This is a genomic window from Pseudovibrio sp. Ad46, assembly GCF_001623065.1.
In the GTDB taxonomy this organism is placed as follows: Bacteria; Pseudomonadota; Alphaproteobacteria; order Rhizobiales; family Stappiaceae; genus Pseudovibrio.
The window spans coordinates 335,333-356,665 of sequence record NZ_LMCG01000040.1 but is presented as its reverse complement, the minus strand read 5'-3'; the positions used below and the strand labels follow the sequence as shown (position 1 = coordinate 356,665).

Annotated in this window: 21 protein-coding genes; 6 read left to right on the top strand and 15 right to left on the bottom strand. The window is 52.7% G+C overall.

All coding sequences use genetic code 11. The annotated features are described in order from the left end of the window. Positions 1–48: 48 nt before the first annotated feature. The 9 genes from PsAD46_RS08600 to PsAD46_RS08555 all read right to left on the bottom strand — a co-directional run bounded on the left by PsAD46_RS08600 (position 49) and on the right by PsAD46_RS08555 (position 9,344). Positions 49–537, bottom strand: a complete 489-nt coding sequence (locus PsAD46_RS08600; protein ID WP_063306594.1) for an SRPBCC family protein — start codon at positions 535–537, stop codon at positions 49–51. 18 nt (positions 538–555) lie between these two features. Next, on the bottom strand, positions 556–1,395 hold the full coding sequence (locus PsAD46_RS08595; protein WP_063306593.1) for an ABC transporter permease: 840 nt from the start codon (positions 1,393–1,395) through the stop codon (positions 556–558). Then, a complete protein-coding gene (locus PsAD46_RS28540; protein ID WP_063306592.1) occupies positions 1,392–2,678 on the bottom strand; it encodes an ABC transporter permease subunit in 1,287 nt (428 codons plus the stop codon). The genes PsAD46_RS08595 and PsAD46_RS28540 overlap by 4 nt, the downstream gene beginning before the upstream one ends. After that, positions 2,671–3,756 (bottom strand): ABC transporter ATP-binding protein, encoded by a 1,086-nt coding sequence (locus tag PsAD46_RS08585; RefSeq protein ID WP_057464909.1) that lies wholly within the window; start codon positions 3,754–3,756, stop codon positions 2,671–2,673. Before PsAD46_RS08585 ends, PsAD46_RS28540 begins: the two co-directional genes overlap by 8 nt. Before the next feature lie 177 nt (positions 3,757–3,933). Further along, positions 3,934–5,061: an extracellular solute-binding protein gene (locus PsAD46_RS08575; RefSeq protein ID WP_063287289.1), complete on the bottom strand. Its 1,128-nt coding sequence runs from the start codon at positions 5,059–5,061 to the stop codon at positions 3,934–3,936. Positions 5,062–5,363: 302 nt separating this feature from the next. Next, positions 5,364–6,305, bottom strand: coding sequence for a metal ABC transporter permease (locus PsAD46_RS08570; protein WP_063306591.1), 942 nt, complete (start codon positions 6,303–6,305; stop codon positions 5,364–5,366). Further along, a complete protein-coding gene (locus PsAD46_RS08565; protein WP_063293806.1) occupies positions 6,305–7,540 on the bottom strand; it encodes a metal ABC transporter permease in 1,236 nt (411 codons plus the stop codon). The genes PsAD46_RS08570 and PsAD46_RS08565 overlap by 1 nt, the downstream gene beginning before the upstream one ends. Positions 7,541–7,549: 9 nt before the next feature. Next, complete coding sequence (locus PsAD46_RS08560) at positions 7,550–8,374, bottom strand: metal ABC transporter ATP-binding protein (RefSeq protein ID WP_063293805.1); 825 nt, start codon at positions 8,372–8,374, stop codon at positions 7,550–7,552. 1 nt (position 8,375) lies between these two features. After that, positions 8,376–9,344 (bottom strand): zinc ABC transporter substrate-binding protein, encoded by a 969-nt coding sequence (locus PsAD46_RS08555; RefSeq protein WP_057464903.1) that lies wholly within the window; start codon positions 9,342–9,344, stop codon positions 8,376–8,378. Between the two features lie 340 nt (positions 9,345–9,684). Between PsAD46_RS08555 and PsAD46_RS08550 the strand changes: the two genes are divergently transcribed. Continuing rightward, positions 9,685–10,602: an MBL fold metallo-hydrolase gene (locus PsAD46_RS08550; RefSeq protein WP_063293804.1), complete on the top strand. Its 918-nt coding sequence runs from the start codon at positions 9,685–9,687 to the stop codon at positions 10,600–10,602. Positions 10,603–10,664: 62 nt separating this feature from the next. Next, a complete protein-coding gene (locus PsAD46_RS08545) occupies positions 10,665–11,858 on the top strand; it encodes a MalY/PatB family protein (protein ID WP_063293803.1) in 1,194 nt (397 codons plus the stop codon). A gap of 305 nt (positions 11,859–12,163) precedes the next feature. Here PsAD46_RS08545 and PsAD46_RS08540 read toward each other — a convergent pair whose 3' ends face one another. Together PsAD46_RS08540 and PsAD46_RS08535 are read right to left on the bottom strand one after the other, a co-directional pair. Then, the gene (locus PsAD46_RS08540; RefSeq protein ID WP_063293802.1) at positions 12,164–13,099 is read right to left on the bottom strand and encodes a DUF1499 domain-containing protein; all 936 of its coding nucleotides are present in this window, start codon (positions 13,097–13,099) and stop codon (positions 12,164–12,166) included. Positions 13,100–13,291: 192 nt separating this feature from the next. Next, on the bottom strand, positions 13,292–14,017 hold the full coding sequence (locus tag PsAD46_RS08535; RefSeq protein WP_208981735.1) for an HAD family hydrolase: 726 nt from the start codon (positions 14,015–14,017) through the stop codon (positions 13,292–13,294). 568 nt (positions 14,018–14,585) lie between these two features. Between PsAD46_RS08535 and PsAD46_RS28105 the strand changes: the two genes are divergently transcribed. Both PsAD46_RS28105 and PsAD46_RS28725 read left to right on the top strand, forming a co-directional pair. Continuing rightward, entirely contained in the window at positions 14,586–14,756 is a 171-nt protein-coding gene (locus tag PsAD46_RS28105; RefSeq protein WP_167550269.1) for a hypothetical protein, read from the top strand. A 91-nt stretch (positions 14,757–14,847) separates the two neighbouring features. Then, positions 14,848–14,976: a hypothetical protein gene (locus tag PsAD46_RS28725; RefSeq protein WP_275078543.1), complete on the top strand. Its 129-nt coding sequence runs from the start codon at positions 14,848–14,850 to the stop codon at positions 14,974–14,976. A gap of 147 nt (positions 14,977–15,123) precedes the next feature. Here the strand turns inward: PsAD46_RS28725 and pdxH are convergent, their stop codons facing one another. Beyond that, a complete protein-coding gene (gene pdxH / locus PsAD46_RS08530; RefSeq protein WP_193776926.1) occupies positions 15,124–15,741 on the bottom strand; it encodes a pyridoxamine 5'-phosphate oxidase in 618 nt (205 codons plus the stop codon). Between the two features lie 198 nt (positions 15,742–15,939). Here pdxH and PsAD46_RS08525 point away from each other — a divergent pair, with 198 nt between their 5' ends. Next, complete coding sequence (locus PsAD46_RS08525) at positions 15,940–16,338, top strand: RT0821/Lpp0805 family surface protein (RefSeq protein ID WP_208981734.1); 399 nt, start codon at positions 15,940–15,942, stop codon at positions 16,336–16,338. Positions 16,339–16,508: 170 nt separating this feature from the next. Further along, positions 16,509–17,498 carry a J domain-containing protein gene (locus tag PsAD46_RS08520; RefSeq protein WP_063302392.1) on the top strand — a complete coding sequence of 330 codons (990 nt, stop codon included), beginning with the start codon at positions 16,509–16,511 and terminating at the stop codon, positions 17,496–17,498. A gap of 88 nt (positions 17,499–17,586) precedes the next feature. On the opposite strand, the gene PsAD46_RS08515 is transcribed toward PsAD46_RS08520, so the two are convergent. The 3 genes from PsAD46_RS08515 to PsAD46_RS08505 form a co-directional block, all read right to left on the bottom strand. Further along, positions 17,587–18,453, bottom strand: a complete 867-nt coding sequence (locus PsAD46_RS08515) for an NAD(P)-dependent oxidoreductase (protein WP_057464897.1) — start codon at positions 18,451–18,453, stop codon at positions 17,587–17,589. Positions 18,454–18,508: 55 nt separating this feature from the next. Further along, positions 18,509–19,246 (bottom strand): crotonase/enoyl-CoA hydratase family protein, encoded by a 738-nt coding sequence (locus tag PsAD46_RS08510; RefSeq protein WP_063306590.1) that lies wholly within the window; start codon positions 19,244–19,246, stop codon positions 18,509–18,511. 71 nt (positions 19,247–19,317) lie between these two features. After that, complete coding sequence (locus PsAD46_RS08505) at positions 19,318–21,096, bottom strand: acyl-CoA dehydrogenase (protein ID WP_063306589.1); 1,779 nt, start codon at positions 21,094–21,096, stop codon at positions 19,318–19,320. Positions 21,097–21,333 lie beyond the last annotated feature (237 nt).

The window sequence follows — 21,333 nt, the reverse complement described above, 5'->3', positions numbered from 1 at the left end:
ATGCGTCTCTTAATCTGAAATCCAGCGTCCACTTCTCGATGATACGCCTTAGAGTTTCACGATGGCAGTTTTCAGCTTGTTCAGGCAGTAGGCCCATCCAGCGCTGGAGTTCATGGCACGCAGGTATTCCCGCCAGCCGTCTCCGTAGCGCTCGAAATGACTATGCACCAGTTTGAGCTGCGTTCCACCCTCAACATCTGAAAACTGAATTGTGACGATGCCAGCTTTTTGCGGGTCTTCAATCAGCAGGCGCTTTGGAGAGATCTGCCAGGCAAGGACAATCTTGCTGCCCTCCTCCAGCTCCTGAATGGTGCCCCAATGCAGGCGTCTGCCGTCTTCCACATCTTCAAAGCACGAACCGCTCACCAGTGGCTCGATGCCGAGTACACCCTCAGGTGCGAACCTGTACTCTGCGGGCCACCAGGCGTCGATTTTCTCCAGAAAGCACGCATAGGCGCTTTGAGTTGATGCAGGCAGAAGCACCTCTGCCTTGCATAGTGAAAATTGCTCCAAGACGCCCGTTTCGCCTGATGTCATCGCATCCCCCAATTACACTCAACCGCGTCCCTTCCTACGGCGAGCCATCACGTAGACTGTAGCAGCAATTATCGTAATTGCTACAAAGAGAACACCGATGACATTGATGACAGGGGATATGCCAAACCGCATGCGCGCCCCAATCTCCGTAACCAGTGTCCAGCTTGGGCCAATGGCAAAGAAGGTGGTGTTGTAGTTCTCAATAGACTGCAGGAACGAGATTGCAGCAGCTGTGAGAATGGTCGGCATGAGGAATGGCAGTGTGATCTTGCGGAACACAAAGAACGAGGAAGCTCCCAGATCCAACGCCGCTTCTTCCTGCACGATATCCTGCCGTTGCAGGCGTGCCATGAACATGAGCATGCAATAGGAGGCGATGAAGCTGGACTGCGCAATAGTTGCGGTCAGCAGGCCACCTTCCACCCCGAAGGCATCCCGCCAGAAGATGAGCGTGGTTGCCCCCAGCACGATGCCCGGAGTGAGCATGGGCGACACCAACACGGTGTAGAGGAACGTGGTGGCTTGGGATTGCAGGCGTGTGAGCAACAAAGCCCCAGCCAATCCAAGTGGGATTGAGATGACGATGACGCCCAGCGCGATAATCAGCGAATGCCATAACCCGTCTATGAAACGCTGATCCTCTGGCAGTGCACGAAACCAGTCCAGCGTGAAGCCTTGCCAGTCGATGACAGATGGAGTCGGCGATGCGTTGAAGGCTGCAATCACCATGAAGATCATGGGCAGGAACATGTAGGCGAAGAAGATCACCAGATAGCCATTGAGAATGGCAGCGGCCCAATCAATAGGAGATTTCACCTGTTCTTTCATGGCGCCGCTTTCAAGTGTTGTTGTTGTCATTTCGCGATGTCCCGAATGCCGACGCGGAAGACCCACATGTTGAACAGAATGAAGACGATACAGGCCACCAGCAATGCCAGCGAATAGGCGGCGCCCTGGTTCCAGCTGTCTGCCTCAAAGAAACGGCGATAAATCACCTGAGAGAACCAGTCAGGGTGCAGGCCACGGCCCACAGCACTTGGAACGGCGATAGAGCCCGCAGAGAGCATGAAGGTCATGATCGCGCCAACGGCAATACCGGGTTTGGCATGCGGAAGAACCACGCGCCAGTGAATACGCCATGTGGACGCGCCCAGATCCTTTGCCGCTTCGATCTGGTTTTTGTCGAGCGTATCAACCGTGTTGTAAATTGGGAAAACCATGAAGAGCACGTAGGCGTAGACCATTACGGTGAACACGGCACCATTGGAGGCGACAAAGCGGAAGCCTTCACCAGCTTCCATGTTGATGATGCCCAGCAGGTCCAGCAGACCGTTGAGCACGCCTTGCTTCTCCAGGATCATAATCCACGAGAAGATGCGCAGCAGCTCGTTGATTGCGTAGGGGATCAGCAGGCCAAGCATCAGGATTGCGAGCTTGTTGCGGTTCGTGGTCATCGCAACGGCGTAGGCCACCGGATAGCACAGTGCAAACGCCAGAATGGTGACGCAGAGCGCGTAGATGATGGTGGCAAGGAAGATTTGGAAATGCACAGAACTCATCATGGTGAAGTTCTTGAGCGAGTAAGAGGTGTCCAAGCCAACAGCGTCTGTGGTGGATTTCTCAGTTATTTCCAGCGCAGCAATCTGGGTTTCTAGTTCACCCTTTTGCGCTAGGAGTGGCGCTTCTTCGGCCTCAATTTCGGCAAGGCTGCGGCTTACCGCGCTTGTGTTGCCTGCTGATGGTGCGCCAAACGGGTTCAGCCCGGATGTATCGTTTGCTTCCGGCACTGACGGCGTTCCAAATGGATTGAGGCCGGTGGTATCATCAGAGGGTGGTGGTGTGCCAAACGGATTGAGTGCAGAGGCACTGTCTTGCTGGGGAGCAGTGGACGTGCCAGCGATCAGGTCTTCTTTTTCGGCCTGAAGCTCTACCAGTCTGGTGTTGATCTGGAACACATCTTCATAGGCACGGTCAATTTCCAGTGCCAGTGTTGCTGCCGCTCCGCCCCTGTCTTCATAGGTGAAGGCGCGGTCAATCATGGACATTTGCGGCAGCACAATCAGCACCACAATCCAGATCGCAGCCAGGCCTATAAAGAGTGAAGTCAGGCCTTTGCCGTAACTCTTGATCAGACTATTCACTGGCCAGCTCTCCCGGACGCATCACAACGGCATCTTGCGCAGCAAACCAGAGTTTCTGGTCAGCGCCCAGAGGCTGGTGGGTCTGCTCAACATTGGTCACATGGATTGCAACAGGCTGGTCCCCTGCCCGCATATGGAGGTTCACAAAAGGGCCTTCCATGTCGCGACGTTCCAGAATTGCGGAGAGGCCGTTTTGCTGGCCCTGCTTTTCTTCCAGAGTCATTCGCTCAGGACGTACGAAAAGGATGGCCTCCTCTCCCTCGTTCAATCCGTGTGCGTTCTGGCCAAAGAGCTTGCCTTGCGATGTTTCCAGAATTGCGAAGTCACCTTCTTTGCCAATGACTTTGCCTTTGAAGATGTTCTGCTCACCCACAAAGCTTGCCACAAAGGGCGTTTTGGGGTGCGCGTAAATCTCGTCAGAGGTGGCAACCTGTTCCACCACGCCTTTGTTCATGACCGCAACACGGTCTGACATGGTCAGTGCTTCACCCTGATCGTGTGTGATGTAGATGAAGGTTACACCCGTTTTACGCTGCAGGTCTTTCAACTCTGCGCGCATGTGCTGGCGAAGTTTGAGATCAAGTGCGGAGAGCGGCTCATCGAGCAGGAGCACAGAGGGCTCAACTGCAAGGGCACGGGCAATGGCAACGCGCTGGCGCTGTCCGCCTGATAATGCTGTTGGCAGTTTGTCGCCCTGACCATCCAGCGCGACCAGAGACAAAAGCTCCTGCGCCTTTTCCAGCCGGGTCTTCTTTGCGATGCCGCGTGCTTCCAGACCAAAGGCAATGTTGTCTCGCACGCTCATGAGCGGAAACAGCGCAAGATTCTGAAAGATCAGAGCTGTTGGTCTGGCATTTGCACGGATGCCGGACATGTCTTTTTCGCCGATCACGACACGGCCCTGTGATGGGGTGAGAAAGCCGGAGATCATGCGCAAAATGGTTGTTTTGCCACAACCAGACGGGCCGAGGATGGAGAAAAACTCACCAGCGTTGATCTTAAGGTCAGTGGGCTGGACGGCGACGAAATCGCCAAATTTCATGGAGAGGTTTTCAAGAATTACATCATTGCCGTGCATGAAGTGCCTATTGCTTCGCTTCAATCTCTTAAAGATTGGAAATTCAGAGGTTTTCTGCGTGCCTGACATTTTGACCAGTGCACAGTCCGTGCTCGCAAGATGCACAGTCTTGCTGCTGCATTTCTTAGGAGCGGATGTGCAAAGCGCGGCTGATGCCGCGCTTTGCTTTCAACGCCCTTAAGCGTTGGTGATCTTGTCAACGTATTCCTGACGCAACGGAGCGAACCACGGCGTATCTGCCGGGTACCACCACAGGTTCGCCAGCGTGTCGTTGTTGTAGATTTCCAGGAACTGCTTCTTGTAGGTTTCACCTGCATGGTTTGCAGCACCAACAACAGCGGAGTTGTAGCCGGTGTTTGAGCTGAACATGCCTGCCATTTGCGGGTCAAGCATGGCGTTGATAAAGGCGTAGGCTTGTTCTGTGTTGGCCGCACCGCTTGGAATGCCCATGGAATCCATCCAGGTCATGCCGCCTTCTTTTGGCATGCGGTACTTCCATTTTGCATCTTCACGGCTGAGCAACAGACCGGTTGTATCCCATGTCTGACCGATAGACGCGCCAGCCTGTTTGAAGGCGTTTGTTGCTTCGGTCGCGTTGTTCCAGAACGCAGCAATATTTTCTTTGCGCTCAATGATGAACTTGGCCACTTCATCCCAAACGCGGCGGGCGTCTTCCTCGGTCTTGTAAACATCGAGCATACGGTCAGACTTCACTTTGCCGATTGCATCGAGGTAAAGGCCAGTGCCGATCAGAGCGGACTTCTGACGGAAGGCAGCCTTGCCTTTTGCTTCTGGTGCCCAGAGGGAGCCGAAGGAAACTTCGTCGTTTGACAACGGGAACACGGAGCTGTCGAAGGTGATTGCCTCTGTGCCCCAGTCGAATGGCAGCAGCATACGCTTGCCACGGTAGGTGCCGCCCAGCTTCACGCTGTCGCGCAGCATGGAAGGCACAACAGCATCAACCTTGAGCTTGCTCTCATCGAGAGGCGCCAGCAGGTCATCCGGGTAGTAGTTGGCACCGTTGGTGATGGACGGGAAGATCACGTCAAAGCCCTTGCCACCAGCTGCTTTCAGCTTCTGCTCAGCTTCATCGTTGGAACCAAAGGTGGACAGGTTGATCTTGATGCCTGTGTCACCTTCAAACTTCTTGATCATGTTGTCCTGAACGTAATCGCCCCATGCGAACACATTCACCTGACCAGAAGATGCCAGCGCATCAGAGGCCTTCAAAATTGCAGGAGCGGCAATCGCAGCAGCGGAGGCTGCGGCAGTGCCTTTTATAACCGAACGACGAGAGATAGACATTTACGGACCCTCAAGAGACAAAGAATTCTTAATAGCAACCGAGGCGCGATACTTAGATTCGGCGCCCCTCCGGTTCCATCACCTAGGCAGCTAACTGCAACCTATGACAGACCCATGACAATTTACGTATATTAACTTATGGAGCGTAGCTCATTATTAGCGGGCTAGGCAATATTGTATTTATATTTCTATAGGTTGACCTGAAAACTCTAGGTAATTTCAATCTGTTATTTATTTGGCAAACTAAAAAGGGAGCACCTTTTCAGGTACTCCCTTTCAATTGTCGAAGGCTACAGGCTCTATCAGACGCTTGCGTGTGCTCTTTGCCGGCGACGCCGCATAACGACGCCATACTGCGGAGCAAACAACATGGCAAGCACCTGCTGCAGACCAGCGACAACCGCAATCATACCGGCTGCGGACACAGAGAATTCATAGCCAAGCAGGCCCGGACCGAACGCTGCCAGCAAGTAACCAAACAGGCCAGCGGACAGAGATGCGATGCCAGAGATGAAGAGCTGGACTTTCAGGTTATCTGTCAGCATGCGAGCCGTTGCTGCCGGGCAGATAAACATCGCAATCACAAGGATTGACCCTACAGCTGTAAATGCAGCAACAGCAGCGATTGCCACCATGACAATGAGTGAAAGGCCAAGCCATTTAGGCGAGAAACCAAGGCTTGCAGAGAGCAACGGATCAAAGCTGGAGATCTTCAACTCTTTGAAGAACAGCACGATAAACATAATCACCAGCATGTTAACAACAAACAGCTGCTTGATGCTTTCCGGCAAGGTCATGAGCACCTGCCAGTTCCACAGGTCTGAGAGGGAATAGGCATCCAGCCAGATTGCACTTTCCAGATTACCGTAGAGCGCGTGCTCCACATCCAGATGAACGCCAGCGGTTCCGGTTTGCTCCAGAATCACAACGCCTGCTGCGAACATGGTGGTGAACACCACACCCATGGCTGCCCCTGGTTCCACATTGCCGATACGCCGGATAAGCTCAATCAGGAGGACTGCAAAGATTGCCGCTCCCCCTGCTCCGAGCATCATGGCCCAGGAGCTGGTCTCATGGGTGAACAGGAAGCCGATCACGATACCTGGCAGAACCACGTGGGAGATTGCATCGCCCATGAGTGCTTGCTTGCGCAGAACAAGAAAGTTGCCGAGAAGACCGCAGGCGAGCGCTGCCAGAGACCCGAGCAGGATGCTTGGGAGGTCAAATTGCAGGAAAATATCCATCAGACTGCTCCTCCTTTGCTTGTTTCACCACCACGCACAACATGCGGGCTTAGTTCCTGTTCCAACACTCTGACTGTATCAGCGGGCAAAACTTCTCCGATTGGCTTCAGAGACCAGTCTGCCAGTGCATGGGATTCTTCTGGGTGCATTTCGCGGTAGAGGTTCCAGAGCTTCTGGTCCCGCTCAATGAGGCGAGCTTCAGACTGGCCTTTGACCGTTGGCTGGCCGTCGCCTCCCATGAAACCGCCACGGCGGAGGATGGAACGGGTGAGAGGTTCCAGCACTGGTTCATCGTGTGCGATGGCAAGCAAACCCTGACGCAAGTGCACGATGCGTTGGAAACGATAGTGCTTGAGCGCAGCTGCCAGAATGCCTCTGACAGGCGAGATAAGCAGGGAAACTACAAAGAAACTGAAGAGCACCAGCACGATCAAACCGCCTGTTGGCATGTTTGGTGCACTGGCTGAGAGAGCAGCTCCAATGTAGCTTCCCGAGGCGCCAATACCTGCGGCAATGGCAACCAACACCGGCACGCGGTCTGTCCAGAAACGGGCAGCCACAGGTGGGATGATTGCCAAAGCAATAATGAGAACGAGGCCGACTGTTTTAAGGCCGATCACCACAATGCCCAGCAAAAGCAGAAGCAGTGTGCGGTCCAGCCAACGCACGTTGTAGCCACAGGCTGCTGCAAAGCTTTCATCAAAGCAAAGCAGTGAGAATTCTTTCATGCGCAGCACAACGGCAAGGCCAACGAGTGCTGCTGCCACTGAGATGGTCAGCGCCTCAGACTTGAGCATGCCGGAGGTTGCACCAAGCAGGAAGCCTTCCAGACCCGCCTGCCCTGCAATGGACATGGACTGGATGATCGTCAGCAGTACCATACCCACGGCGAAGAAGGTGGAGAGTACGGTGCCGATGGCTGCATCTTCTGTGAGGCGGGTGTGGGTTTTGATCCAATCCACGGCGAGAACGCCGATACCAGCAGACAAGGCCGCGCCAAACAGGAGCACTGGCAGGGAGCGACCAGAGTCAAAGTAAACCTGTGCGATGATGAAGGCGAGCGCGACGCCGGGAAGTGTTGCGTGACTGACGGCGTCCGAGATCAGTGTCCGCTTTCTGAGCAAAACAAAGACACCGATGGCACCACTGGCCGCCCCCAGAAGGGCTGCGCCAATGCAAACCAGCGCTGTGTTGTAGCCTGCAGACAAAGTAAGGGCGGCAAAGAACTGTTCCATGACGTTGCCTTACGCGTTTGAGGCTTCAGAGAGACCATCCAGCTGGGTGCTGGCAAGGCGTCCGCCATACGCTTTTTGCAGGTTCTCGGCGGTGAAGGTTGTTTCCACCGGGCCGTCTGCCACGTGCTGCCCATTGAGCAGCAGGATGTGGGAGTAGTAATCACGCACGGTTTCAAGATCGTGGTGCACCACAAGAACGGTCTTGCCATCTGCTACCAGTTGGCGGAGCACGGCCACGATTGCTTTTTCTGTCGCAGCATCCACACCGGCGAACGGTTCGTCCATGAGATAGACTTCAGAATCCTGCGCCAAAGCTCTTGCAAGGAACACACGCTGTTGCTGGCCACCGGAGAGCTGACCGATCTGTCTGTTTGCAAAATCCTGCATGCCAACAGACTTCAGGCAGTCCATCGCCTTTTGGCGGTGTTTACGGGATGGCCAGCGGAACCAACCGATTTGGCCGTAAAGGCCCATCAACACAACATCGATGGCGGTTGCCGGAAAATCCCAATCTACGGCAGAACGCTGCGGAACGTAGGCGATGCGCTTCAGTGACTTTTCGATTGGCGCACCAAACACTTTGGTGTCGCCGGAGAGTTTCGGGATCAGGCCAAGAGCGGCTTTCAGGAATGTGGACTTACCAGCACCATTCGGGCCGATGATGGCTGTCAGGCATCCCTTTGGAGCTGAGTACGACACGCCCCAAAGCACAGGTTTGTGGTGGTAAGCGACCGTCATGCCCTGCACGGTGAACGGCAGGTCCTGCGGGCTCACAGTTTTTGAGCTGTCGGTGTCATGCAACAAGTGCAGACCGGAGGAACTTCTATCATGCATCTTAGTGACCTGCTCCAAGTTTACCCTGCATACCCTGAGCAGGTGCTTCTCCACCCAGAGCGCGTGTAATCGAGGTCATGTTGTGGTCGATCATACCGATATACGTTCCTTCATAGGTATTGGACTGGCCCATCGCATCTGAGAAGAGCTCGCCGCCAACCTCGACCTTGTGGCCTTTGGCTGCGGCACCTTCGACCAGCGCACGTATGTTTCGCTCTGATACTGACGATTCAACAAACACTGCTGTGACTTTGCGGTCGACGAGAAGGTCAACCAATGTCTCAATCCGCTGCAAACCAGCTTCTGAGTTGGTGGAGATGCCCTGAATGCCAACCACTTCCAGATTGAAGTCGCGGCCAAGGTAGGTGAACGCATCATGCGCGGTTACAAGAACACGGCGCTCCTGAGGTACTGTCTGGAGGATCTTATCGCCATAATTTGCGAGCTCTTGCACCTGCGCCAGATAGGCTGCTGCGTTGTCGCGATAGTCCTGCTCATTTTCAGGGTCCATGGAGACGAAGGCTTCGGTCACACCATTGATCGCGCCTTGCCAAAGGGTCGGGCTCATCCAGACGTGAGGGTCATAGCGACCAGCGTATGCGGTTGAACCTTCCAGCTTGGCAGAGTCGATGGTTTCACCGATGAAAAAGACAGGCTTACGTTTTTGAAGCTTCAGCAGCAGATCTTCCATCTGCGCTTCCAGAAACAAACCGTTTGCGAAAATCGCATCTGCGCGGCCCATCTTCACCACGTCAGAGCGGGTCTGGCGGTAGGAGTGTGGATCAATACCTGTTCCCATCAGCGCTTCCACAGTGACGTTGTCACCGCCAACGGCACGCACAGCGTCAGCAACCATGCCCACTGTGGCAACCGCATTGATCGGAGCCTTTGCAAGTGCCGCTGACAGGCTGGAAAAGCCTGCGAGAACCATCACTGTCACTGCAAACACAGCAGCTTTGAAGTAGCGCATAAAATCCAACTTTCTAAAACGACTAGAGCAAACTTTCCGGCTCTTCATCTTTCGCAGTTCTCCGACCCAGCCACTTTGTTCCTGGCCAATATCTTCGCCCTGAGCTCTTTAAATAAAGATACCATCAGAATTTCTGCGGGCATCCTGTTTCTTCCTGCAGTCTAGTTGCAACTCATTCTTAATTGCAATATAAAAATGTAAGTTTCTGAAAATTGGTATCTTGCCCCTTCTGTGATGAACTATGGGACGTGAGCAGAAAGTCGACCATCAATCAGGCCTAGTTGCCATTGCCTCTTATTTGCCAAAGGCTTATTTATAAGAGCAATGGGAGAGACCTGACATGAGCAAGATGGACTTCAATCGCGAATTTGATGCACGACACGGTGAGCTTTTTGCGATCACCGATGAGCTGTCGCGCGTAACCTGCAATAACCCGAGTGCCCTAACGTTTGCAGGAACTAACACTTTCCTTGTTGGTAAAAACGAGGTTGTTGTCATCGATCCGGGCCCGATGGATCTGGAGCATCTGGACGCTTTGATGAAGGCCATTGATGGCCGACCCGTGAAGGCCATTCTCGTCAGCCATACCCATGTGGATCATTCCCCACTTGCCTGCCCTTTGAAGGAAAAGACGGGTGCTCCTGTGATGGGGTGCGGGCCTCACAAACGAGCTGTTTCATTTGCTGATATGGCAGAAACGCCCATGGATGCGAGCTCTCAGAAGGACTTTGCACCCGACGAAGAGCTGGAAGATGGCGCCAAAATCTCTGTTGATGGTGTGACAATTGAAGTGGTTGCAACGCCAGGGCACACAGAGAATCACCTGTCTTTCGCCCTTCCTGAGCAAGGTGTGATGCTGCCCGGGGATCACGTAATGGCCTGGTCTACAACCATTGTGGCACCACCAGACGGGTCCATGAACGCCTATATGAAGTCACTGGACAAGCTCATGGCGCGCAGTGAAACCCGTTATTTCCCGTCCCATGGCGGCGAGGTAAACAACCCGAAGGTCTTTCTCCCCCAGCTGAAGCAGCATCGCCAGATGCGCTCCGATGCTATTCTTGAGCGTTTGCGTGCGGGGGATGATGAGGTCATGAGCATGGTGAAAGCCATTTACACGGACGTGGACCCAAAGCTGCATGGGGCAGCGGCGCTCAATGTTCTTGCACAACTGGATGATCTCATCGCTCAAGGGGTTGTCATGTGCGATGCGAAGGTTACACTCTCCGCAAAATTCACGTTGCGTGAGCTGACATAGCTCAGCTTACACACTGTCAGGACACCCCAGAGAAACCGATCTCTCCAACACTTAGAGACGTAATGACCAGTATTTTTGACCAGAAGATCGATCGCAGAAACACTCATTCTCTTAAATGGGATGAGATGGAAAGTCGCTATGGCATCAGTCCTGATGACGGTTTGCCGATGTGGGTTGCAGATATGGATTTCCGCCCTCCGCAAGCCGTGAACGACATGGTTGCCCGTGCTGCGGAGCACGGAATTAACGGCTATTACGGTAATGATGCGCCTTACAAAGAGGCTGTCATTTCCTGGATGAAGCGTCGTCACCAGTTCGATGTCTCTCCAGACTGGATCACAACAGTGCCCGGTGTTGTTGCTGGTTACTCCATGGCTATTCAGGCATTTTCTGAGGAAGGTGATGGCGTCCTGGTGTTCTCACCAGTTTACCACGCGTTTGGCCGTGCCGTGCGCGACAACAACCGCCGCCTTGTAGAAAGCCAGCTGATTGAGCGTGATGGCGCTTATTACATGGACTTCGACAATCTGGCCGATCAGATTGATGAACGCACCAAGATCCTGTTGCTCTGCAGCCCTCACAACCCGGGTGGTCGTGTTTGGACTGCAGAGGAACTGACCCGCATTTGTGAGTTCTGCCTTGAGCATAACATCCTGATCATCTCTGATGAGATCCACCATGATCTCATTCTGGATGGCTCCAAGCATGTGGTCACCTCGACCTTGTCTGAGGCGATTACTGAGCGGACGATTACATTTACATCTGCCTCCAAGACCTTCAATCTGGCCGGTTTTGCGACAGCTGCGTGCATCATCAGCAACAAAGAGCTGCGTGATAAAATCCGCAAGGTCTTTACAGCTTGTGGAGTTCACGCCACCCCGCTCGGTTCACAGGCCACAACTGAGGCGTACAACCATGGCGATGAGTGGCTCACTGAGGCTTGCGATTACATTGCAGCCAATCAGGAGCTGCTGATTGAGGGGCTGGAAGCTGCTATCCCTGGTGCTAAAGTGATGCGCATGGCGAGCACCTATTTGCAGTGGGTCGATTTTAAAAATGTTGACCTGCCGTTTGATGAGATCGTCGCTCGAATCCAGAAGCAGGCGAAGGTCGCCGTCAACATCGGCAGCACGTTTGGAAAAGGCGGAGAAACGTTCCTGCGGTTCAATCTGGCCTGTCCAAAATCGACTGTTGAAGAGGCTATCAAACGTTTGGAAGATGTTTTTGCAGATCTTCGCATCCAAACAAACGCTTGATTTCAAAGCTATATTTTGAGTTATCAAAGATACGCCCATTTCTGGGCGTATTTTTTTGTGAGGTCGTGACAATTATCACACACATATGCTATTAAATGAGTCATATTGAATTTATAGAGTTCAACGGCTTCCCCGGCTTCAGAACTCTCAGAGTTTCGCGATAGCCTTAAAGCGGTACTCGTTGTTCACGCAAGCTTTCATAACCAGTGCTTCCCCGGCGCTGGTTATGTCGTTTCTGGGCCTGCTTTTATCTCCGGATCATACTTACCAAACTGGCAGCAGCTCCTTTGACAGGTGCAGGCCGTTTACTGTGCAGGCTTTTGTGAGGGGATTGGCGCGGTCCCACGCTCTTTCAACATGGATGCAATTGAAGGTGGCAGTTCTAGCGGAGCTTCCAGCAGTGGCACCCTCTCTGAGATTTTTATCCGAGGCGGCTCTTCGGCCTCGTCCTGCAGGACCAGCTCAGGCTCTTCAACCCGGGCTGTGATGCCATAGTTTTGCAAGAGCACTTTATCCAGACTTGCCAGAAACCCTCTTATACGGCGGGCATTGGTGCCAAAATCATGACTGCCAAAGCGGGAGGCAGAGCGGATATCCAAAAGTGTACCTACTCTATCGGGCTGTATGCGAATGGCGACATCATCCTTCAAAGAGAAGTATGGCATGCGCGCTTCCATGAGCAGGTAGGTGGGCTCATCCGGGAAACCCGCGGGCAACTCATAAATCACTTTCCACCCCATACTGGAGGCGACGCTGGAAACAGCGTTGTGCAGCTCAGGAGGAGGCAGGCGGAACCGGCGCGGGACGATGTCTGGATAGCTGGCCTTTTGCATGAGCTGCTTGTCCTGCTCGATTTCATCATCAATACGATCTCCGGCAATCAGCGCAGGCGGCTCATCCATATCTGTTGAGACATCATTGAGTGGCGGGAACAGGTAGAGTCCCAGTGTGGCGATGAAAAGCGGGGCGAGGACGATGGCACCATAAAACGTGCCCAGAAAGCTGTTGCCAAACCCTTTGCCGCCGTTGTTCCACAGATCAACCACGGCCATGGCGGCCAGCACAATGGCAGCAGCCCCCATGAAAAAGCCGATCACGAAGAGAACGAGCAGCACCTCTGTGTTGAACAACTCGAAGTAATGGCCAGCAACGGAGAGAATAAGAAACGGAATCGCAATTGCGCCGATACGACGACTGCGCAAGGCAGTGCGGGAATGTCTTGAGGGCAATTGCAGGGTCATTCTATCCCACTCTCTTCAATCTGCAGCTCAGAGTTCAACGTAACCATTCGGCATGAAGGTTACAGCTCTTTACTTTACGATACCAGATACTAGCAGTTCAGAATTACCGAGGGTTGAATACTGCTATTATTTTCGCGCAGATTTTGAGAGAGGGAGTTGCGGCGGATGAACCGCCGCATTCGGGAGGCAATATTAAGCAGCAGCGCCCTCAGCTGCTGTCTTCAGACCAACCAGATCGATAAGATCGGTCAGGCTGTCGAGCAGGTGATCACAGTGGTCCTTCAGCTCTTCAGCGGTCAAAGCGCCGGTTGTTACGGCGACCCGCACCATGCCTGCGTTTTGGGCTGCATGCATGTCGTGAAGGCTGTCACCCACCATGGCGATGTGCCGAGGCTCGATACCTGTGTGCTCTGCAAATCCAAAAAGCTGGCCCGGTTCTGGTTTTTCACCATGTCCGCTGTCGTAGCCCACAACGAAGGTGAAGTAGTCGAAAATGCCAAGGCGCTTCAGCTGCGCAACGGCGCTTGCTTCTGTGCCATTTGTCGCCAGACCGATCGGCAAACCAGCCGCAGCCAAAGCCTTGATTGATGATGCTGTATCATCAAATGCTGCAACACAGTCTGCAGCATGGTCCAGAATAAGGTCTTCAATACGGTCCAGGAACGCGCGGTTGAACTCAACACCAAGATGATTGGCCCACGGCTCGCTGTAACCGCTTGGTGGATTAGTCAGAATTGGGCTACCCGGTTGGCAGGCACAGCTGGCGTAATCAAACTTCACGAGATGGCCAAGCTCGGTAGCCAGTTTCAAATTTCCATCTGCCAGATCCATCAGAACATGTTGGAGCACCGTGCCCCATGTCCTATTGAAATCAATGAGAGTTCCATCGCGATCAAACAGTACGGCGCGCACGTTCATTGTCATTTTCCTTCAGCGCATTTGACGGCTTATATGGGAGACCGTCTTCGGGCGATTACCCGAGCAGAATAGTTCTTATGCAAGCGGCTCAATCTACGCACTTATACAGAGTATTACGAGCACCAATCACTATGAGCGATGCTAATCAATCGGCCACAAGCTTCCTGGCACACTAAATACACAGTTTTTTGTCAGTTTCGCAGTCTGGGAAATCGCGGCCAAATGTCACTCAAAATAGCCTGATACATTAATGGTTTAGTCGCGATAATTTTAACTAGCTCACAACCTGAGATCCTATCCTTTTGTATAATAATAATAATTTCCGGAAAGCCTGCTGGGCAATTAGTTAACGTCATGTTTCATGCATTCAAATTGCTGAGTTTATTGGGAAATTCCCCCCTCGAAATTAGATTGGCTTTTTTAGTTTTTTTGGCGCTAACATATTCATGCCCGATTTGAGTATCACTCCTGCATATGAGCTGACGCTTATATCGGGTTATCCGGCTACTCATTCCGGATAAGCATCGCGATTTCTGCAACACAACTTGTCCCAAGGGGACGGACTAAAATGGCCTTCGGAACGACTGAGCAACAAAAGAAAAACGCTAAACCTGATCTGGACAAACTTTATCGTCCAGTGGGCATTCAGGCTGTCAATGCTGCGAACTGCTGTAACGGCAAGCAGAAAGAGGCATATCAGCCTAAGGTTCAGGAAGAATATCCTCTTCCGACGGACTGATGCGTCAGGGCTACAAATCAGAGATTCCAGCTTGTTTTTCAAGAACTGAATTGCTTGATTATGTATTCCAATCACATTGATGACTGCTTCAATGCGTAAGCCACGCCTTATTAGGGCATGGCTTTACAGAGACTTGATGGCTGAACGGGCGTCTGGTTATCTGAACAAAGAAGGCGACCCGCAGGATTGCGAGCCGCCTTATTTCTTGCCGAGCCTGTAAAAGCATCAACCGTTATGTCTTCTGCGTGACGATCCCGCAGCCCTGCCCCATATCTAATTTTGCTTTCAATAGCGGCTCATGTTCTAGCGCTGATAAATGACCAAGCGCACCATGTTTGTGATGCGCTCTGCCTTCATCTGAAATGCATTATGGATACAGACGTACCTTATCCCACTGGTCTTCTGCATTGTCTCTTTTGAAGACAAACCTGTCATGCAGGCGGAAGGCACGATCGTGCCAGAATTCGATTTCCAATGGTTGCAAAATGCAACCGCTCCAATACCCAGGACGCGGAATATCACCAACAGCATATTTAGCAGCGTATTTGGCAACTTCTTTTTCAAGCGCGAAGCGGCTTTCCAATGGGCGGGATTGTTTGGACGCCCACGCACCAATGCGGCTTTTTCGTGGCCGTGAGTTGTAGTATTCGTCAGCCTGGTCTTCAGTTACGTGGATAACATTGCCACGTACCCGAACTTGCCTGCGCAAGCTTTTCCAGTGAAAACACAAAGCAACCTTAGGGTGAGCAAGAATTTCGCGGCCTTTTGTGCTTTCAAAGTTTGTATAAAACACAAAACCCTGTGGACTGTAACCTTTAAGGAGTAACATCCGTACATTGGGCATGCCATTCTCGTCTACAGTCGCAACTGACATGGCATTAGGATCATTGGGCTCGCTCTTCTCTGCAAGCGCAAGCCATTCACCAAATAGTTGAAAAGGAACCTCTACGCTTTCAGAGTAACTATTTGTAAACTTTTCTTCCAGATTTTGGATGTCACCATTCATAGTTAATAGTCCCTTTAGGATCCTCACACTGTGGATGAACCGGAATTCGTTAAAACAACGGATTCAACCTGAGGCTCTAGTAGTAATATGGCAGTTTTGTATAGCAAGAAAACCCGTTTACGCCAGTCGTGTTTTGTCTCGGCTTCGCTCTTGCTGACACTTCCTGCCTGCACTCAAATGTCCATATCTGTGAACAACAGTGAGTATCAAGAACCTCTGAACCTGACAGAGGCAGTTGATACCAAGCAAAAGGTCGCGGATAGCGAGATTCATCGCACCGACCGTACGGTTATTACGAATACCATTGAGGAAGCTCTGAACGAGAGCGGGCAAACCAAGCACCGGTTTGCACCTATGGCCTGGACCAATCCTGTCAGCGGCAATAGCGGCACAATCACCTCTCTCATGTCTGTTGATAAAACAGAAAGCATTGCGGGTTGTACTGATTTTGTGACCAGCGCAAACACTGTTGGCGGCGTCAGAGCCTATCAGGGGCGCAGCTGCCCGGATACCAATCGTAAAATGAAGATTGTCCAGCTTGCTCCGTTCCAAACCGATGCAACTGTCACTGAATAACTCTTCCTCGCTTCAGTTTCGCAAATGCGACGTGGCCTACTAGATTAAAACCACTGAAATACTCACGTCTGATTAGCTAAGTTCGGCTACGGCTGCTTGCGCCCCATCGAACTCAAGGTTATGTAATGGGTGAGTTATAAACTGCCCTTATTTCAATTTGATGGATGACGATGAGAGATCCCTATTCTGTTCTTGGTGTTAGCAAAAATGCCAGTGAGGCAGAGATCAAGAAAGCGTTTCGCAAACTGGCCAAACAGTTCCACCCAGACCAGAATGCAGACAATCCAAAGGCTAAGGAGCGCTTCTCTGAAGCGAACCAAGCCTATGAAATTTTGGGCGACAAAGATAAGCGCGGACAGTTTGATCGCGGTGAGATAGACGCGGATGGCAAACCCAAGTTTTATGGCGGCCCGGGTGGCGGCGGTGGCTTCGAAGGTTTCCGTAATTCAGGGCGTCGTGGTGGTTTCCGGTTTGAGCAGGGCTTTGGCGAAGGCCACGGCGGTGCCGGCGGCCCTCAGGATGCTGGCGGTTTTGACGATATCCTCAATGATATTCTTGGTGGCTTTGGCGGCGGCAAACGCCGCAGCGCAGGCGGTGGAGAATCTCATTTCCATGCTGGCCCTACCAAGGGAGCTGATGCCAACCTGATTGCACGGGTGACACTTGAAGACCTTGCCCACCATGGCAAGGTTCAGGTGAAACTGCCAAGCGGCAAGACTGTGAATGTAAAAATTCCGGCAGGTACGCAGAGCGGCGACAAGATCCGCCTGAAAGGGCAAGGCTTTGCCTCTGCCAAGAGTGGTCAGGCTGGTGATGCACTGGTAGAAGTTCGCATTTCCACACACAAGCTCTTCAAAGTGGATGGAGAGGATGTTCGTGTTGATGTCCCCCTCACCCTTTATGAAGCCGTTCTTGGTGGCAAAGTACGCATTCCAACTCTCAGCGGTGCGGTTAACCTGACAATTCCTGCCAACACCAGCAGCGGAAAGACCATGCGCCTGAAAGGCAAGGGTCTGCCGAAGAAAGAAGGTGGCCATGGCGATCTTCTTGTTGGGCTTGAGATTGTCTTGCCAGAACAGACAGATGAAGAACTTGAAAATCTGATGCGCGTCTGGAAAGAAGTTAAGCCGTATTCGGCACGCGGCCCAGAGTTCGACTGATGATTACCAATGATAAAGGCGGGTTACCCCGCCTTTTATTTTGCTACGCTTTGAATTTCTCAGAAGCAGAGTGCCACAACAATCAGAGCTAAGCTTCGATTGCAGCCAGACTGACTGGCGCTACGCTGTCATCTGGAACAAAGAAATCTGGTTGCAGATTCACTTTCGGATTCACGCGGTACTTGTCAAAATCGGTCATACCGTTTTCCGCCAGCAATGTATCATCAATGAAGAAGTTGCCGGTGGTGTCTGCTGCCGGTTTTGTGAAGATCAGATGCGCTGCATCTGCCAGAATGTCGGGTGTCCGGCTTGCCTGAACCATCATATCGCCGCCAAGCAGATTCTGAACAGCAGCCGTGGCAATGGTTGTGCGCGGCCAAAGAGCGTTTACAGCAATCTTCTTAGAGCGCAGTTCTCCGGCAAGTCCCAGTACAACAAGGCTCATGCCGTACTTGGCAATGGAGTACGGTGTATGGTTTTTAAACCACTTCTCCTGCATATCCAGCGGCGGAGAAAGCATCATGATATGCGGGTTTTCTGCTTCTTTCAGATACGGGATTGCCAGCTTAGAGCAGAGTAAGGTGCCACGCGTGTTGATCTGGTGCATGAGGTCAAAGCGCTTCATGTCGATTTTCTGAACCGGTGTCAGGTTGATCGCACTGGCATTGTTGACCACAATATCGATGCCACCGAACTTTTCAGCAGCCGCCTTCATTGCATTCTCAACGCTCTCTTCGCTTCGCACATCAACCACGAGCGGGAGCGCCTGACCTCCAGCATCCTCAATCTCTTTGGCTGCTGTGTAGATCGTTCCTTCCAGCTTAGGATGCGGTTCTGCCGTTTTTGCAGCGATCACAATGTTCGCGCCATCTTGTGCTGCTCGCTTGCCAATCGCGAGGCCAATTCCACGAGATGCACCGGTAATGAACAGTGTTTTACCCTTCAGACTTCCCATGTTTCCCCCAAATTCCTGAATTGAGATGCGGTGCTGAACACCGCATCTGAACGAGTTAAGCTTTGCTCATGAACTTCATGAAGGCTTCGCGGGCCTCATCAGACTTGAGCAGTTCAGCAAAGAGGCCGATTTCTTCAAAAATGCGCTTTTCAAGCGGCTCACGCTTGCCACGCAGCAGTTCTCTGGAAATGCGCAGGGCGTTTTGAGGCTTGGATGCAACCTTCTGCGCGATCGCAAGCACACGGTCTTCCAGCTCATCAGGAGAGACCACGTGATTTACGAAGCCTGCTTCCTTTGCCATCTCGGCCGTGAAGCTCTCACCCAGTGCCAGCAGTTCGAACGCCTTGTGGTAGCCCATTATCTCTGGGCCGATCAGCGTTGAGCCCGCTTCAGGAATGATACCAAGGTCGGTGAACGGCGTTTTGAAGAGCGCGTTTTCTGTCGCAAACACCATATCGAAGTGGAACAGCATGGTGGTGCCCACGCCGATAGCAGGACCATCAATGCCTGCGATTACAGGTCTGGATGGCTCATGAAGTGCGCCGAGGAACTTGCCAACACCGCCAGCTTCCAGGCCTTCGCCTGACATTGCTGCCTTGAGGAAATCTGCAATGTCGTTGCCTGCGGTAAATACGCCTGGGCGGCCAAGCATGACATGGCAGCGGATGCTTTCGTCTTCTGTCTTCAACGCATCTGCCATATCCATGTACATGGCCTGTGTCAGTGCGTTTTTCTTTTCTACGCGGTCCATGCGGATGATCTGGACTGCGCCGTCCCGTTCAATACTGATCATGTGTCCCTCCCAAACTGATTGGTGAGGCCTGTTCAGCCTCACCTTTTAAATACGGTTGACTGCCTCTTGGATCAGGCAAGTTCAGCAGCGTCGAATGCAAGGATTGCTTCAGCTGCACGTGTTACGTCGTCTTTCAGCGGCGCGCTCTCACCCAGAACAGTTTCTGCAAAGCTGCGCGCCATCAGGTAGCGTGGCTTCTTCAGCGTCTCTGGTGCATCCCTGGATGCCAGAGCACCTTTTGCCAGTAAGCCAGCGCCCAGAGTGATGCCCGCCAAACGCAGATATGGTGTCGCACCTGCAAGCGCTTCCGGGATTTTCCCGTCAGCCTGTGCGCTCAACATCCATTCAGTGGCGGTTTCCAGATCAGCAGCAGCTGCATCCAGCTTGGCACCAAGATCACCAAGTTCACCGGTGTTGTCTGCGTTCACACTCGCAGCGATCTCTTTGATCTCAGAGATGAGGCTGCGCACCTGATCACCACCAGACATTGGCAGCTTGCGCATCACCAGATCGATGGACTGAATGCCGTTGGTGCCTTCATAGATCGGAGCGATGCGCGCATCACGCAGATGCTGGGCTGCGCCGGTTTCTTCAATGAAGCCCATGCCGCCGTGGATCTGGATACCAAGAGAGGCTACATCGACACCAAAGTCGGTGGAGAGGGCTTTTGCGATTGGTGTGAGCAAGCCAGCACGCTCTGCCCAGAACTTCTTCTGATCTGCATCCGGCGCGACTTTCGCCATATCCAGTGCATGTGCGCAGCCATAACAGATTGCACGGGCAACCTGCGTCTGAGACTTCATGGAGAGAAGGGTGCGTTTAATATCCGGATGAACTGCGATCGGGTCCATACCATCGGTCTTAGATCCGATACCGCGGCCCTGCTTGCGATCCAGTGAGAACGCCAGAGACTCCTGGAAAGCTCGCTCTGCGATGCCGAGACCCTGCACACCCACGGCAAGGCGGGCGTTGTTCATCATGGTGAACATGCAGGCGAGGCCTCTATTTTCTTCGCCGATGAGCCAACCGATTGCACCGCCCTTATCGCCAAAAGACATAGTGCAGGTTGGAGAGCCGTGGATACCGAGCTTGTGCTCCACACCAGCTACGGTCACGTCATTCTTCTCGCCAAGGCTGCCATCGTCATTGACGAAATACTTTGGCACTGCAAACAGTGAGATGCCACGTGTTCCAGCAGGCGCGTCCGGCAAGCGAGCCAGTACCAGATGGACCACGTTGTCTGTCATGTCATGGTCACCATAGGTGATGAAGATCTTCTGGCCAGAGATTTTGTAGGACCCGTCTCCCACAGGCTCTGCTTTGGCACGCAGGGCGTTCAGGTCTGAGCCTGCCTGTGGCTCAGTCAGGTTCATTGTGCCTGTCCACTCGCCACTGGTGAGCTTTTCGAGGTACTTTGCCTTAAGTTCCGGGGAACCATGCTTCTCGATGGCCTCTACAGCACCTGTGGTGAGTGTTGGGCACAAGGTAAAAGCCATGCTGCCCGCATTCCACATTTCGAACACGGCAACGTGGAGCATGTTTGGAAGGCCCTGCCCTCCGTACTCCGGATCACCTGTCAGCGCGCTCCAGCCGCCCTGACGCCAACTGGTGTATGCCTCTTTCCAGCCCGGTGAGGTTTTGACGCTTCCATCGATCAATTGTGCCGGATTTTCATCTCCAACCCTATTGAGAGGCGCGATCTCTTCCTCAGCAAACTTTGCGGCCTCGCCCAGAATAGCTTCGATCAAATCATCTGAAAGCTCTTCCTGTCCCGGCTGCGCCTGAAGCTGTCTTAAACCGGCTACTTCTTTCAGCGTGAATACAATTTCACTCAGTGGTGCACGATACATTTTGTTTTCCTCCCCTTCTAAGACCGCCTGCCTTCCATATAGGGCCAGCAAACCGTCTTAGAGATGTATTTATGCGTAGTCCGCGCCGACAGCTGGCGGCCACTCCTCGGAAATACGCGTATATTTGCGCATACTCTCATCCGAAAACCGACGCTCACGTCTCGGGAATACGCTATAGCGACTTGACGAATTGGCTTTTGCCCATCAAAAGGCCGCTACAGAATTTTTCCTGTTTGT

Excerpts from the sequence above, each read along its gene's own strand:
- PsAD46_RS08600 (WP_063306594.1), bottom strand. The coding sequence starts at position 537 with ATGACATCAGGCGAAACGGGCGTCTTGGAGCAATTTTCACTATGCAAG.
- PsAD46_RS08595 (WP_063306593.1), bottom strand. The coding sequence starts at position 1,395 with ATGACAACAACAACACTTGAAAGCGGCGCCATGAAAGAACAGGTGAAA.
- PsAD46_RS08585 (WP_057464909.1), bottom strand. The coding sequence starts at position 3,756 with ATGCACGGCAATGATGTAATTCTTGAAAACCTCTCCATGAAATTTGGC.
- PsAD46_RS08575 (WP_063287289.1), bottom strand. The coding sequence starts at position 5,061 with ATGTCTATCTCTCGTCGTTCGGTTATAAAAGGCACTGCCGCAGCCTCC.
- PsAD46_RS08570 (WP_063306591.1), bottom strand. The coding sequence starts at position 6,305 with ATGGATATTTTCCTGCAATTTGACCTCCCAAGCATCCTGCTCGGGTCT.
- PsAD46_RS08565 (WP_063293806.1), bottom strand. The coding sequence starts at position 7,540 with ATGGAACAGTTCTTTGCCGCCCTTACTTTGTCTGCAGGCTACAACACA.
- PsAD46_RS08560 (WP_063293805.1), bottom strand. The coding sequence starts at position 8,374 with ATGCATGATAGAAGTTCCTCCGGTCTGCACTTGTTGCATGACACCGAC.
- PsAD46_RS08555 (WP_057464903.1), bottom strand. The coding sequence starts at position 9,344 with ATGCGCTACTTCAAAGCTGCTGTGTTTGCAGTGACAGTGATGGTTCTC.
- PsAD46_RS08550 (WP_063293804.1), top strand. The coding sequence starts at position 9,685 with ATGAGCAAGATGGACTTCAATCGCGAATTTGATGCACGACACGGTGAG.
- PsAD46_RS08545 (WP_063293803.1), top strand. The coding sequence starts at position 10,665 with ATGACCAGTATTTTTGACCAGAAGATCGATCGCAGAAACACTCATTCT.
- PsAD46_RS08540 (WP_063293802.1), bottom strand. The coding sequence starts at position 13,099 with ATGACCCTGCAATTGCCCTCAAGACATTCCCGCACTGCCTTGCGCAGT.
- PsAD46_RS08535 (WP_208981735.1), bottom strand. The coding sequence starts at position 14,017 with ATGAACGTGCGCGCCGTACTGTTTGATCGCGATGGAACTCTCATTGAT.
- PsAD46_RS28105 (WP_167550269.1), top strand. The coding sequence starts at position 14,586 with ATGGCCTTCGGAACGACTGAGCAACAAAAGAAAAACGCTAAACCTGAT.
- PsAD46_RS28725 (WP_275078543.1), top strand. The coding sequence starts at position 14,848 with ATGCGTAAGCCACGCCTTATTAGGGCATGGCTTTACAGAGACTTGATG.
- PsAD46_RS08525 (WP_208981734.1), top strand. The coding sequence starts at position 15,940 with ATGTCCATATCTGTGAACAACAGTGAGTATCAAGAACCTCTGAACCTG.
- PsAD46_RS08520 (WP_063302392.1), top strand. The coding sequence starts at position 16,509 with ATGAGAGATCCCTATTCTGTTCTTGGTGTTAGCAAAAATGCCAGTGAG.
- PsAD46_RS08515 (WP_057464897.1), bottom strand. The coding sequence starts at position 18,453 with ATGGGAAGTCTGAAGGGTAAAACACTGTTCATTACCGGTGCATCTCGT.
- PsAD46_RS08510 (WP_063306590.1), bottom strand. The coding sequence starts at position 19,246 with ATGATCAGTATTGAACGGGACGGCGCAGTCCAGATCATCCGCATGGAC.
- PsAD46_RS08505 (WP_063306589.1), bottom strand. The coding sequence starts at position 21,096 with ATGTATCGTGCACCACTGAGTGAAATTGTATTCACGCTGAAAGAAGTA.